Here is a 14,124-nt window from a genome sequence, read left to right as displayed (position 1 = left end):
TGTTTTCTACTGCTAAATATGCTAATTACAAATAAGAATCCTCCAGCCCTCTCTACTCTCTAATAAATATGCGTTTTTATCTTGCTCACTTAATTAGAGCAAGAGCAGAGTTTGTGGGACATGTATCCTGCGTTTACAAGGCGAAGTCGTACTTTTTCGCCCCTTTCTTCACTTTTAAAGGTTCCACAGCGGAACCACTTTTCCCGTTAATAGTATCATACATATTCATGTCATGGCCCATGCTGCGGATATCCAAAGGAGGACCATATTGATGCACCCAACACATGGTAGTAGTGTTAGCAATAGTTCCCCTTCCTCCATCCCCATCTGACGGTTAAGATAATGATTTCAGGCTAGTAATGCTTCCATTTAAACAAATTTTCATTAGTCATACTGATCAGTCACCCTTTTTTACAGTATTAGTACGTCCAAGTTTAATAGATTTCTTACCATAAGTTTTAGCTTTTTGCACCAGAACCAATTGTTTTATCGAATGTTACAAAGGCATAGGCATCATGAAGATGGATAGACTCTTCATTACGGCATTCTATTATAAAGGATTGAATAAATGGTATTTCATATAAATCAGCAGCCACAAGACGAACCATATCCTCAACAAAGCGAGGATTTTCATAAGCTTTTTCAGTCACTATTTTTTCATCGGGGCGTTTTAAAATCGGATGAATCACGGCACTGGCATTTGATTGGGCAGCATGTAAAAGTACGACTTTCCAATCAACGGATTCATCATAATTATCAGTTAACACTGTAGTCATTTTAATGAAACCCCGTTGATTATGAGCGCTGTACTCACTAATTTCCTTCGAACAAGGGCATAAGGTCGTTACAGCACAGGTTAGCTCAACCGTTCTTTCTACTACATTTTCATGTTGGTAAGATAACAAGATTCTTGCATCAGCATGGTTCAATCCTGCAAGAGAAGACGAAGGTGCTGTCTGTTCGTAAAACCAAGGAAAGCTTACTTCAAGCTTTGCATCTCTTTGGCCTAAACGTTCTGATAATTCTTTTACAAAATCGTGTAGTTGTGAAAAGTTTAAAGTAAATCCTTGTCTGCGATATAACTCCAATTGTTCAGTAAAACGACTCATATTTGTTCCCTTTACATCACGCGGAAGCGTAGAAGTTAGAGTGAAAGTAGCGATTGTAGATTGTGTTTTTGGGTTTAACGTTGAAGTAACGGAAACAGGTATTTTTACATTTGTAATACCGACAGCATCAATCTCAAACAAGAAATCTTCTCTAATGTTTTGTAAATCGGGCATCTTTTCTTTTTCGCTTGGTTTCATTTTTATTCCAGGTTCTATAGAACCAAACAGCTTAAATCGTTCATTTTTTGGAGGAAGTTTAATATTTTTCATGCATCATACTCCTCACAGTTAGTAAATATATATCATTATCAAAGGTCAAAAAAGAACCATTACGATTTATTCATTTTATTACATTCTATATAAATAAACAAATGCTCCCCCGATGATAATTCCTTATTTCCCTCCATTTTTCTTTCTAACATTTTCGTAAACTAGAACCCCAAAATTAACTGAAGCTTTAGATAACCCTAAAAAATTAATCAAATTCCTTGAACTCTTGGTTCCTCCTTATCTTCAATCCTTCCTCCTCTTCATCAAGATAGACTCTGCTTTCAGTTGCTTTGTTTTGACCAACGTATTTTCCCATGTAAGGAGTAGTTTCTTGATCCAAAGAAGCTAAAACTAACTGACATATACGTCTCCCTTCCTTTAGTTCAATCGGAACACGGTTAGCATTATAAAGTTCTAATGTGATATGCCCCTCAAACCCTGGGTCCACCCATCCGGCATTTTGAATAAACAATCCTAATCTTCCAATAGAGCTTCTTCCTTCTACAAAAGCAGTCATGTTATTAGGCAAGCTTATAAACTCAAGAGTGGTTCCTAATATAAAAGATTGTGGTGGAATAATAATAACCTGCTGGTAAATCTCTTTATATTCCGCAGGCTTATCGAGAGAAATCATAGGAGTCACATGCTCATCGATTGTAAGAAAGTGATTTCCCAAGCGCAAATCAACAGAAGCAGGTTGTATTTGAGATCTAGTAATTGGTTCAATATACAACTCTTTTTTCTCTAATTTTTCTAAAATTGTTCTTCCGGATAGAATCATATTCTTATTACCTCCTAATTTTTTAACTTCTGTTTGAATTAACATTTGTTTTCACTACGTTTGTGCCGCATTATTCATTGTTATTACTATTCTACTTTAATAAAGTCTATAGAATGTACTTATCTTGTAGGCTCAGGATCATTACCTTATAATTATAAATCGTAATGATTCTGTTTTACATAATTTTTTCTGAATTATCAAATAGAAAGGTAAGGATAAAATTGGAAAAAGTAGAGATTTATATTTTATCGGGCTTCCTTGGTGCTGGAAAAACAACTTTACTTCAACAAATACTTAAAAAGGAACACGAAAAAGAGAGGAAAGTGGCTGTCATTATGAATGAAATGGGTCTAGTCTCCATTGACTCCGATGCTATTTCAGAAAAAATCCCCCTAAAAGAGTTGTTAAATGGTTGTGTTTGTTGCACCCTATCATATCAGCTTGAAGTGAAATTAAGCGAACTCATCAATCAATATGAGTTGGATGCTATTTATATTAAGACCACAGGTGTTGCTCATCCAGTTGAAGTATTAGATGCCTGTTTATCCCCTCTTTTTGCGGAAAAGGTAAAGGTTCAATCCATTATTACCATTTTAGATGCCCTTCGTTGGAGTGATCGTCATACTCTAAAGTTTCCGCTTCAAAAGCTCATTACGGAGCAAGTGAAGCATGCTGATATCGTTTTATTAAATAAGATTGATAAAGTTTTAGAGGAGAAACAAAAAGAATTTGAGATTGAACTTCAATCTATTAATCCAAAAGGTAAGATTATTCCTACAAAGTTTGCAAATATCAACCCAGAGATGATTAGAAATCTAAAAGCAAAAGAACGAGATGCGCACCAAAAAGCACATGCTATCGAACATCTGCACATTAAGACTTATGTCCATACATTTTCCCAACCCATTGATAAGAAAAAGTTGGAGGATTTCTTAAGAATAATGCCTGAATCTATCTATCGTATTAAAGGATATATCCGTTTTACAGGTACAGAGGAAACGTATCTTTTGCAATATGCTTATGGAATGCCCTTATATTCAAAAATCAGGATGAAGATGAAAAATACACTAGTATTTATCGGAGATGAATTAGATCATAACTGGCTACAAACAACACTAACAAATTTACAGCAAGACAAAATGCCTGCTTCTCATTCATATTAGTCCTATTGTCTAAATCTTTAATGTAATTTGCGTATGATTTATAAATAAGTTAGAATTTATGATGTAAATAAGAATAATTACGATTTTCAATTTCATAAACTTCTTAAAGAGGAAAAGAAAATGAATAAAGAGAAAGGATGGGATTGCATGGCGAAAAAGTCTAAAGTAGCAAAAGAAAGAAAACGACAGGAGTTAGTTGAAAAATATGCTGATTTAAGAAGAGAATTGAAGGCAAAAGGAGATTACGAAGCTTTGAGGAAATTACCGAGGGATTCATCCCCTACTCGCCTGCACAATCGATGCGAAATCACAGGAAGACCCAGAGGCTATCTAAGAAAATTTAAGATGTCAAGAATTGCGTTTAGGGAATTAGCCAATAAGGGGCAAATTCCAGGAGTTAAAAAGTCAAGTTGGTGAATGATGGGCTTTTTGAGGTTTTCCTTTCATTGATTGTATTTAGTAATGGGTAAACCATGTAGATAAGAATCAATATAAGTAGTTTGGAAAATAAAAAAATTAGACAATAATCGTTTTTAAACCGTAATAACTACGTTTTATTTTCAGGAGGATGACAAAGATGGCCACTTGGGATTTAAGTAAAACAAAACATCATGTTTTCATTTGTAACGGTAGCAGCTGCAATCAAGTGGGGGCAGAGGAACTAACTCAAGCTATCCGTAAAGAAATCTCAGATCGAGAATTAGATGATATCATCCATACAACTCGCACACGTTGTAATGGAAGATGCCTTGATAAGTGTGTTGCCATCGTATATCCAAAAGGGACTTGGTATAAAGATTTGAAATCTGAGGATGCTTCCCTATTCATTGATTCCCTTATTGCCAATGAGGATTTTACAGGTAAAGTGAGCCATTCATTTAATGGTCAGGTTTTTGAGCGCGCAGATGATGGAATTGTTGTTGGGATACCTAAAGACAAAGAAAAAGTAATCAAAGTATCAAAAATACTTTAAATTGAGGAAGAAGATTATGGTTTTTATGAAATCAAATAAAATTCCTGTAACCATCTTGACTGGTTATTTAGGTGCTAGGAAAACAGCTCTGTTAAATCGAATTTTGACACAAAAGCATAAAACAAAAGATAGCTGTTAGCTGATGAGGAAATCTTGGAAATGAATAATGGCTGCATTTGTTGTACAGTTCGTGGAGATTTAATTCGGATCCCACGAGCATATGTAGTCCTTGAAATACAATTCGTTCATTTATTCCTTTTATATAAAGGATTTCCTTATATCGTCATAAGCCTTCCCCTTTCTCATGAATAAGGTAACTCTCATCCATTGATTGACTTATCTAGATCAAAAGGTCTTTTTTCTCGAAAAGCAATGGGGGATACTTTGTCATCATGTTAATGGTGATGTTGGTCATCTAAGAAGTGAAGATCAATTTTGAGTTTATGGTCATATCAAATTAAGGAAGAGCTAGAACAATAATTTAAAAATTGCATTGCTAATTAACTAGTATTTTTGAACAAGCTGAATCGGGGCTACTGATAATACATCGCAGAAATGAAACACAAGAAGGGACGTATAAGAATCGTTCCATTCTTAATAAAAAAGTACTTAAACTGTTTTCTATAACTAGCATTCTTTTGAGAAGAATTATACTTATAGACTAATTAACAAGAAGAAATGGATTAAGCTAACCGTTATATTTATGAGGAAAGGGGAATTCCTTTACTATGCTTGATAACCTGTACCGACAAGTTATTTTGGATCATTATAATAACAAAAGAAATTTTGAGAAAATTAAGGGGGAAAATGTAAAGAAAACTCATTATAAGAATCCGACATGTGGGGATGTGATGACTTTATTTGTGGAGCTAGAACAAAATCAGGTAAGAAGGGTAACCTTTCTTGGGGAAGGGTGCAGCATTAGTATGGCATCCGCATCCATGATGACAGAGCTTATTAAGAATAAATCTCTAAAAGAAATTACATCTCTTAGAAAAGCATTTGAACAATTAATCCGGCATGGAAAGACACCAGATGAGGTGGACTTAGGTGACAGCTTTTCTCTAAAGGGTGTACATCAATTAAAAGCCAGACATAACTGTGCATTAATGACGTGGCAAGCTCTAGATAAGGTCTTAAAAGATGAAAAAAACTACGAAGGTTTTTACTCTTAGATATATCACATGTAGTTTTTGTAAGACAGTTAACTTACTCCAATCACTCGCAATACTTCTGTGGTCCATTCTGTCTTCCATCCAATCAAAGAAAATTAAACAAATCATAAGTATAAAATATAGCCAGTTACAGGCAGTTCACATTGTTCCAAATCACTTTGTACAAACCGTTTTTCTATCCTCGTCACTTAGGGCTAGAGTTAAAACCAGATTTGTAAATTAAATATGAAACATTAAATTCTCCAAACTGTAAATACATTTAAAGCTTATAAGTCATTATGTCATACATTTGGTCAGGAGTGCGATTAACAGCAGGTATATTTTTATCTTGTGAAAATAAATTGGTACAAATTGAAAGCACTTCTGTACTCAAAACAATACTGCAAAGAGAACAGTCTAAAGATCCTTGGTGCAAAATCAAAAAAGAGCTGCATGCCAGTTGGAACACAAAAAAGAAAAGGATTCTTTTCTCTTACTATTTGGAAAGTAACAATGGCTAGGGATAAAACCCCACTTTTTTATTTATCTCAAGCCGCATTTAAGTATGCTCAAACCTTGATTGATCATCGATGTATAAAATAAAACGGACAAAGTGAAACCCCTTGGCTTGTTAGGTAACTTCCTTATGTTAATTATGTTAACTAGAAATATACATTTTTTGAATAAACTCTTCGTTTCCATACCAATCACAAATCTTTTTTAAAGTAATAGTATCAGTATATCCAAAATTTAGAAATTACTTACAATCTGTGCAAGGATTTTGCACCATAGCCCAAGGTTTTGTGTTTTTTATACCATACTTTATTACCATGATCTTCTAACTATTTTACATTTTTTTCAAAAAACAATTGACATTTTTTGAGTCTAGGCTTAAATTTTGCATTAAGGAAATTTTTTTTACCTGATTCAATTAAAGTGTGTAACAAAAAACTTACAAAAAAGGAGGAACTATTAAATATGTACTTGTATCTACCCTCTATATAAAATAGGAATCCTTTAAGAACTGAATGATTCTAGTCTTTAAGAGATCACTACGAAAAAAGATATCCTTAACTAACAAGGTATTTAAAATAACAAATCACCATGTTCACCTTAAAGGAGGAATCTATATGAAGGAAGCAATCACATCTATCGCAATTGTTGGAGGTGGTGCTGCAGGCATTTCCTTATTTAATTATCTTACAATGAAGATTAATTATAACGGATGTAATGGTAATAATGTAAATATTACCATTTACGAAAAAAAACCTTATGTTGGTCCGGGGATTGCCTATCAAGATGATTATGATTTTCTATTATTAAATAGGCATTCAAAGCAAATGTCTATTATCTTTGAAGAGCCTGATCACTTTTGGAATTGGTATAAAAGCCGATACAAATTAAGATTTGAACAGGAGGAATTCTTACCAAGAAGCGTATTCGGTGAATATTTAAAAAATGTTTTTGAGGAAAGTGTAGAGAGAGCTATCAAGAAAAATATAACAGTTTGTGTTAAATTCAGTGAGGTAGTACATTTAAGGAAAGAAAGAAATTATGTTCTTATGACGCATGACGGTGAAATTCAAGAATTTGATCTAGTGTTGTTATGTTTAGGTAATACCAGATTAAATGATCATTATCACTTAAATGGACAGCCACAGTTCATATATGACCCTTACCCACTTAAACAAACAGTATCTTTAATTCCTAAAAATGCTTATATTGCTATATTAGGTTCCAGTTTAACTGCTGTTGATATTTGTTTAGCTCTTAAGGAAAATGGACATAACGGAAAAATAGACATGCTATCTAGAAAAGGAGAACTTCCTTCTGTAAGAGGAGAATCTAAGCCACATAAACTTAAATATTTGACTCAAGATTCACTGAACCAAATCCTTCTAAAAAGAAATGGCCAAATTAAGTTAAAAGATATTACTAAACTAATTAAGAAAGAGTTTGAGGAAATTGGTCTGGAATGGAAATCAATATTAGCCCCTAAATCACATCATTCAAATGCTAAAAAGAAATTAGAAGAAGAAATAAAGAATATTTTACACCAGAGTGCTTGGCAATCCGTGTTAATGTCTACAAATGAAATAATTGAAGAATATTGGCATTATTTGAATGATAAGGATAAAAGCATTTATTTAAATAAATACGATCGAATTTTCATGAGCAGAAGAAATCCAATGCCTTTAGTAAATGCAACTAAGATTTTAGATTTAATGAATAAAGGTCAACTTTCCATGAGAAGTGATGTTGTATATATTGACTACCTCAAGGATCATACATTCTATGTGCAATTTAATGATGGAAAATACATAAACTATGATTGGATTATCAATGCAACTGGTCCGTCTAAACATCTTTCTGGTCCTTGTAAAAGTGGATTAATTGGTTCACTAATTAGCAATGGATATGCCACTATTAATAATTATGGAGGATTAAAAACCGATTTTGATACTGGAGCTTTAATCAATAAAACTGGTCAACCTGATACAAACCTAAGAGCTTTAGGACATATTACTTGCGGAACTTATTACTTTACAAGCTCAATGGAAATGATTGCAAAGCATGCTAAACAAATATCAGAAGATATTTCCAATTTAATTCATCAATCTATACGAGAAGAAAAAGAATTTGTATCTATCTTAAGGAATCATAAAAATGAAAAATAAAAATAACATTTTACTAATTTTTACATTAATCACACTTGTGTCAATTCCTCAGGCTTCTATTGGATTGTATATCCCTTCTTTACCACACATGATTAAAGTATTAAATACTAATAGTAGTGAACTACAGCTTACATTGAGTATATACATGATTGGTTATGCATTGTCAACATTAGTCTGTGGTATTTTATCAGATCGATATGGAAGAAAACCTGTTATTATTACTGGCTTAGTTACTTACTTATTTGCTACATTACTCTGTCTAACTGCCAACAATGTTTATATGTTAATCATAGGACGATTCTTACAGGCTATTGGTGGCTGCTGTGGAACTGTAGTAGCCCGAGTGATTTCAAAAGATGTCTTTGAAAGTAAAGAACAGGTTCGAATTTTAACTTATCTGTCAACTGCCATTGCAGTTACTCCAGCAATTGCTCCCATCATTGGTGGCTACCTTGAAACATACTTTGGATGGAGATCTGGCTTTTTAGTTCTATGCCTGATTGCTCTAATGACTTTAATTCTTTCTACTTTTAGCTTAAAAGAAACTAATAAAAATCCTGATCGAAATGCTACAAATATGATTACTATACTAAATAACTATAAATATCTTTTAACCCAAAGATTATTTTTAACATACAGTGTTTCTATTGGTCTTGCGTGGTGTGCCTATTATTCTTTCATACAATCATCGTCTTTTGTATTTCAAAGTGTCTTTAAAGTAACACCAACGATTTATGGTGTAATGTATGCAATAATAATCATAGGCTATATTATAGGTACTACATTTACAAGACAATATTCCAATAAAATTGGAATAGATAATGTGATTATGTATGAAAGTTTCATCGCTTTAGGAGCTTCAACCTTAATGCTCATTTTAACTTACTTTAATCTTGGACTAATTTTGAGTATTTTGTTACCTATGACCATTCTTATGATAGGGATCGGTGGGATTTTCCCAGCTTGTCAAGCTGCGGTCATGCGACCATTCACTCACATTGCAGGAACTGCATCAGGATTGTTTTTCTTTATCCAAATGATTTTTGGAGCAATTTGTGGTCTTATTCTTAGTAGCTTTCATATCCATTCACAAGTACCTATGGTGTTAACAATTGTTGTGTCTTGCTCTCTACTATCGTTAAGTTTCTATTTTCTACTACCAAAAAATATAAACAAAACAACTTCTTTAGATAAAAATTAAGCTTATTAACCATTTTTTTTAAAAACACTCGAATCTAGAAAAAAAGTTAGCTGGATTGTAAATCAATCAGACTGTGTCTTTGTTCAGGAGGTTATCAATAATAAGTATAAAACCCTCAGGTATAGGTAAATTTTTTATATTGATCGAATATACCGGCTAACAATTTCTTTTAATTCCACTAACAAATTTGATGATCGGAACTAAATTCTTGTCCTTTTATCGTTAAGTAATCACCAACAAAAATGGAGTTCGCAGCATAAAGCCCCATTACTTGAAGAGTGCGGAGATTTACTTCGCGCCCACCTGAAATGCGAATTTCTTTTGAAGGATTTATAAAGCGGAACAGGGCCAATACTTTCAAGCAGTAGCGCGGGTTTAGTTCGTTCATTCCTTCAAGCGGCGTTCCTTTAATTGCATTTAAGAAATTGACTGGAATTGAATCGGCATCAAGGTTATGAAGCTCTACCGCAATGTCATACACATCTTCATGCTATTCACCCATACCGATAATACAGCCAGAGCAAGGAGAAATCCCGGCACTCTTTACATTTTCAATCGTTCCAACGCGGTCATCATATGTATGTGTTGTCGTGATATTTTCATGATGGCTCCTTATGTTTATCCAAAGTATACACTCCTTTTGTTTTTTTTGTTAACCAAATTAGTTATTTAGTTAACATTTTAACCCCATATAACCACGACTCTATTATTCTGTCAAGAAACAGGGTTCTGGTGAAAAAAACAGAATATAGATAATTAACTCGATAAGAGGAGTTGTTCGAATGGAAGCATTATATTAAAAAAAATAGGCTATCCCTTTCTTAGACAGCCTCCTCTAACATTTAAATAAATAGTTATTTTTCAACTCTAATTTGTTTACTGTTAAAAAAATTAGCTGGACATAGTCGTTTTAAGCATAATTCTAGATACTTCTTCCGGAGAAAACGACTAAACTTCACACAGGTTCTGCATAAATGGAACCCAAGGATCTACTTAAAGAATCGAAAATAAACGAACAAATATCCACAGGTCCAGATTTTATAGTTTCCTAAACGAAAAAAAAGCTTATCGATTTTGTCGACAAGCTAAATGATTGAAAGATCCCTCAATATCGAATTATTAGCGAAAAACGCAATGAAAGATGTATTGAAACCACGTATTTAAATGTTTTATGAACTACTTTGTTTTGTCTCTTTCTCCTCAATCTTTTCCATAAGTTTTTCTAATTTTTCTAGCGGTACCTCTGTTGGGGTGCTTGTACTACTGCTACACGGACAGTCTCATGTCCTCCAAAAACGGATTTGTTTAACTTTTCATTTCTTATTTTAGCCATGACTACTTTCACCTCCTTAATTTTATGTAAAGTTTTATAATATTAAATCTATACGTATTGTTACATGTATTTGGAATATACGCCATTATTTCGTTAAATAATCTGACATTATTTTTGAATATTAAAGCAAATTGTCCCTCTGAAGAAAAGAAATAGCAGAGATTTTCCTAGATACCTAGCACCTAGTTTTACAAAGGAAGCTAAAAAACGTGTAGAAATCAAAAACCCTGTACACAAAAGAAAAAAGCCCTGATTTATTAGCAAGGCTATTCATTATCAGCTGGCAACAGGTCTAGGTTTTCGTAAATTGGTACAATATAGTTTGTAGGATCCAGACGCTGCATCGCTTCGAGTACCGACTTCTCAACAAATTCATTCGCAGGTCTCTTAGACAGCAATTCTGTTAAATTTCCTTGCGAGTCCATATCAACCGCAAGCACCTTGTACCCGTCTTGGCTTAATAGATAAGCTAAAATCCCGGTGGTTGTGGACTTGCCGCAACCGCCTTTTTAGATACCCATTGTTATCATAATAGCCAAACTTCGAATCATCCTTTCTTCCAACGTTCTTTTCTTCTTTTCTTGGTTCTTTTGTTTGTTCTTATCATCGTTATTTAATTGAATTCGACAAGATAAGTAAAACACCTTTTGAACTAAAAAAATAAAGGGAGCAAAAAGCTCCCCTTCTTACTCTTATACATTGCAGAGCAATATATCGTTCAATGGTACCGACACAATTAATCGCCTATAGGCGTTGCCGAAACAGAAAGTGAACCACCTTCGGTACTTAACGTTCCGTTTCGGTTAAAATGGGATTCACGTATCGGAAAATTACAAGAAGGGCTAATACAATCTTCTTCAACCAACGCGCTCGATTGCGGAATATTGAAAAATGCGCAAGAGCTGCAAAAATGGGGCCTCAGTATTTTACAAAAGAACTCGTTAGTTCAACAAGAAATAACTGTTTACTAACTAAAAAACTATCAAAAATTCTTACCCCATTAGGGTCCACGTTATTCGATGATAAAAACCCTTTTATTACAGCTTCTTTAATAGTAACTTCATCGCCAACTACTGAACTTATATTTTTAACGGGCTTACTAAATAAAATGGAAAGGCCATTTTCTAACCCTTTCATTTTCGTTACCATTTTTAGTTGTTCAATTTCTGCAATATCAGTTGTAGTATCTATTACGTCTAAGTGTATTTGGAGCTCTATTTTAAATTCATAAGGAGTGGTGATAAAGGTCCTTCGTTCTCCTACCTTAACTTCCCAGTTCATTTTCTTCGCGTTATCACATATCTTGTTATGCTCCTCCATTGATACCAAAAAACCAATGTGGTCAAACATAATTTTCTTTCCGTAACCGAATGTAATATTGACTGTCCCTTTCCTTGTTTCAATAATGCGAAAAAGAATATTTTTCTCACGAAAATCATTCCACGTTAATGGAGGATTAAACGTTTGGAAATCTCCCTCATATTTTCCTATACGTTGAGAAATACGAAAACCATTATCTTCATAAAATTTTTCTGTTTCTTCTACATAAGGAGTCCAAAAATGATAATGAAATAGCATAAAAGCCACCTCTTTATTACAACTATTTTAATAATTTTTTCGATACTAAAGAAGGAAATCCTTGTTTAACTAAATTGCTTAGGTTAGTCAATAAGCCATATTCCATTAAATGGCCCTTTAATGCAATAAAGGAGTAATCCTTTCTAGAAGTAATATCCAAAATGTTCAATCAGAGTACAGAAAACTCCTTGCGCTCAACGGGTTTTTCGTTGGGAAATTCCCCAAAAATTAACCTTCAGCAAGACTGGAGGCTTTTATATTATGGAAATTTCTTTATTATCAAGAAACAAAACAAACTTATAAGATAAGATGTCTGTTGTTGTAGGTGTACCGCATTCACCTTTTTGAATACCCATTGTAATAGTGATTGCTATCCTCTTATATTTCCTTTCTTCCAACGTTCTTTTCTTCTTTTCTTTGTTCTTTTGTTCATTCAATGAAAAAGCAAGAAAAAATGGGTTTCATAAATTGGTACTATTTACTTTTCCGTTCAATCAATTAGGGCAAGGGCTGTATCGCAAAGTAGGATTTTGCGAAGTAGGCATCTTAAAAAGCAAGGCATATTAGATGGGAATTTTGTTGATGTTATGGCAATGGAAAAATTACTATAGTCTTTTTTCAACCTTGTTAATTTGAGAAAGCCACATCCCCTAAACGAAGGATGTGGCTGTTATTTATTTCTCTTCTTTTGAAAATTGAATAATCTTGGCTTCAATTTGATCTCTTACCTGCCAAAAACCTTTCCATACTTCTTCTTCTGTTCCTTGTGCTTTAGCTGGATTATCAAATCCCCAATGATCACGATGTACATAAGGAGGAGTCATCGGGCATTTATCATGAGCATCTCCGCAAAGAGTGATGACATAATCAGTTGGAGATATCAATTCTCGGCCATTACTTTTATGGCTTTCCGATTCAGTCCATGAGCTTCAATTCCTGCACTGTAAACATCGAAACGATCTCCTAGGTATCTCTTTCCAAAGCCTTCTGCCATTTGGCTACGGCATTTGGGACTGTAGAAACAGCACTATTTGTAAACCTCACGTCCATTTTGAACAATTTTATCACTATTGATTAAATCCTCTTCAAACATACGTTTTGATAAGTTTGTACAATATAAATGTTTTTCACCTTCCCCGTCTGAACCCAAATACGAAGAAAGAAACTTGGTTGTGTTCTTAGTCAAATTCTACAAGAACTGCTCCGCCTTCTCCAAATAATACGAATCAATATTAATTCAAATTTTTATTCCGTATGTGATGAGACAAGTTGCCTTGTCAATTCTAATGTTACAGGTATTCCACCAACACCAAAATCAAATTCACCCAGAGGAATTATCATACACCATATATTTCTTCCATTCTGCAATCGTGTTTTATCACAAACAGCAATGAAAGCATTGGTAATTTCCAAAAATAATTTCTTTTTTATTACTTCATTGAAAGCATTTGCAAATCCGTAAATCTTTACTACAACTTTATCCTGATTGCTTTTTTCACCTCCAACGTATAAACTGTCAAATTCCTTAAAATCCAGCAACGCTATAGAACGTGAAATAGGATTATCTTTTAAACCTTCTGATTCAATAAGAATTTTTGTCAATTTCTTTGACAAAGCAGACTTTTGCTCATCTGTAATAAAATTCTTAGTCATTGATATTTCTGCATATGGCATATTTTTTCTCCCCTTTTTTGATTAATTCAGTTATTAGATTGATGATAGATAATATTACTCTAAACTGATGTTTCATTAATTTGTCATATATAACCAGTGCGTCGAACAATTCGCTCTTCATTCGTTTCAAACATATTTCTAAATCGTAATTTGTTGACCTTCTTTCAGGAACATAAGAACCTATCGCCGTAATTCGTACCTTAGATTCAC

General features: G+C 33.5%; 10 protein-coding genes and 6 pseudogenes. 8 read left to right on the top strand and 8 right to left on the bottom strand.

Features of this window, described 5'->3' with window-relative positions; all coding sequences use genetic code 11:
• Positions 1 to 458 precede the first annotated feature (458 nt).
• Together folE2 and dcd are read right to left on the bottom strand one after the other, a co-directional pair.
• Positions 459 to 1,379: a GTP cyclohydrolase FolE2 gene (folE2, locus tag BMMGA3_RS02165; RefSeq protein WP_003348224.1), complete on the bottom strand. Its 921-nt coding sequence runs from the start codon at positions 1,377 to 1,379 to the stop codon at positions 459 to 461.
• A 205-nt stretch (positions 1,380 to 1,584) separates the two neighbouring features.
• Complete coding sequence (gene dcd, locus BMMGA3_RS02160) at positions 1,585 to 2,160, bottom strand: dCTP deaminase (protein WP_003348225.1); 576 nt, start codon at positions 2,158 to 2,160, stop codon at positions 1,585 to 1,587.
• A 221-nt stretch (positions 2,161 to 2,381) separates the two neighbouring features.
• Between dcd and BMMGA3_RS02155 the strand changes: the two genes are divergently transcribed.
• The 7 genes and pseudogenes from BMMGA3_RS02155 to BMMGA3_RS02125 all read left to right on the top strand — a co-directional run bounded on the left by BMMGA3_RS02155 (position 2,382) and on the right by BMMGA3_RS02125 (position 9,329).
• Complete coding sequence (locus BMMGA3_RS02155) at positions 2,382 to 3,323, top strand: CobW family GTP-binding protein (protein ID WP_003348226.1); 942 nt, start codon at positions 2,382 to 2,384, stop codon at positions 3,321 to 3,323.
• A gap of 147 nt (positions 3,324 to 3,470) precedes the next feature.
• On the top strand, positions 3,471 to 3,740 hold the full coding sequence (gene rpsN, locus BMMGA3_RS02150; RefSeq protein ID WP_003348227.1) for a 30S ribosomal protein S14: 270 nt from the start codon (positions 3,471 to 3,473) through the stop codon (positions 3,738 to 3,740).
• 160 nt (positions 3,741 to 3,900) lie between these two features.
• Positions 3,901 to 4,296 (top strand): (2Fe-2S) ferredoxin domain-containing protein, encoded by a 396-nt coding sequence (locus BMMGA3_RS02145; RefSeq protein ID WP_003348228.1) that lies wholly within the window; start codon positions 3,901 to 3,903, stop codon positions 4,294 to 4,296.
• A gap of 25 nt (positions 4,297 to 4,321) precedes the next feature.
• Positions 4,322 to 4,500, top strand: a pseudogene (locus BMMGA3_RS16905) (GTP-binding protein); the annotation flags it as partial.
• Between the two features lie 524 nt (positions 4,501 to 5,024).
• Positions 5,025 to 5,471, top strand: coding sequence for a Fe-S cluster assembly sulfur transfer protein SufU (gene sufU, locus BMMGA3_RS02140; RefSeq protein ID WP_003348231.1), 447 nt, complete (start codon positions 5,025 to 5,027; stop codon positions 5,469 to 5,471).
• A gap of 1,109 nt (positions 5,472 to 6,580) precedes the next feature.
• On the top strand, positions 6,581 to 8,128 hold the full coding sequence (locus BMMGA3_RS02130) for an FAD/NAD(P)-binding protein (RefSeq protein WP_003348234.1): 1,548 nt from the start codon (positions 6,581 to 6,583) through the stop codon (positions 8,126 to 8,128).
• Complete coding sequence (locus BMMGA3_RS02125; protein ID WP_003348236.1) at positions 8,118 to 9,329, top strand: multidrug effflux MFS transporter; 1,212 nt, start codon at positions 8,118 to 8,120, stop codon at positions 9,327 to 9,329. Before BMMGA3_RS02130 ends, BMMGA3_RS02125 begins: the two co-directional genes overlap by 11 nt.
• Positions 9,330 to 9,507: 178 nt before the next feature.
• Here BMMGA3_RS02125 and BMMGA3_RS02120 read toward each other — a convergent pair.
• The 3 genes and pseudogenes from BMMGA3_RS02120 to BMMGA3_RS02115 all read right to left on the bottom strand — a co-directional run.
• A pseudogene (locus tag BMMGA3_RS02120) lies at positions 9,508 to 9,936 on the bottom strand (biotin synthase BioB); the annotation flags it as partial.
• Between the two features lie 998 nt (positions 9,937 to 10,934).
• Positions 10,935 to 11,201 (bottom strand): annotated as a pseudogene (locus BMMGA3_RS16900) (ParA family protein); the annotation flags it as partial.
• Positions 11,202 to 11,580: 379 nt separating this feature from the next.
• Entirely contained in the window at positions 11,581 to 12,240 is a 660-nt protein-coding gene (locus tag BMMGA3_RS02115; RefSeq protein ID WP_003348244.1) for a hypothetical protein, read from the bottom strand.
• A gap of 444 nt (positions 12,241 to 12,684) precedes the next feature.
• On the opposite strand from BMMGA3_RS02115, the pseudogene BMMGA3_RS18115 reads away from it, so the two are divergent.
• A pseudogene (locus tag BMMGA3_RS18115) lies at positions 12,685 to 12,851 on the top strand (N-acetyltransferase family protein); the annotation flags it as partial.
• Positions 12,852 to 12,914: 63 nt separating this feature from the next.
• Here BMMGA3_RS18115 and BMMGA3_RS02110 read toward each other — a convergent pair.
• The 3 genes and pseudogenes from BMMGA3_RS02110 to BMMGA3_RS18685 all read right to left on the bottom strand — a co-directional run.
• A pseudogene (locus BMMGA3_RS02110) lies at positions 12,915 to 13,234 on the bottom strand (arsenate reductase).
• Between the two features lie 251 nt (positions 13,235 to 13,485).
• On the bottom strand, positions 13,486 to 13,914 hold the full coding sequence (locus BMMGA3_RS02105; protein WP_003348250.1) for a tautomerase family protein: 429 nt from the start codon (positions 13,912 to 13,914) through the stop codon (positions 13,486 to 13,488).
• A 92-nt stretch (positions 13,915 to 14,006) separates the two neighbouring features.
• A pseudogene (locus tag BMMGA3_RS18685) lies at positions 14,007 to 14,107 on the bottom strand (ketoacyl-ACP synthase III); the annotation flags it as partial.
• Between the last annotated feature and the right edge of the window lie 17 nt (positions 14,108 to 14,124).

The sequence above is a fragment of the Bacillus methanolicus MGA3 genome, assembly GCF_000724485.1.
Lineage (GTDB): Bacteria > Bacillota > Bacilli > Bacillales > Cytobacillaceae > Bacillus_Z > Bacillus_Z methanolicus_A.
The sequence above is the reverse complement of the archived record's forward strand: the minus strand, read 5'-3'. Positions and strand labels throughout refer to the sequence as shown.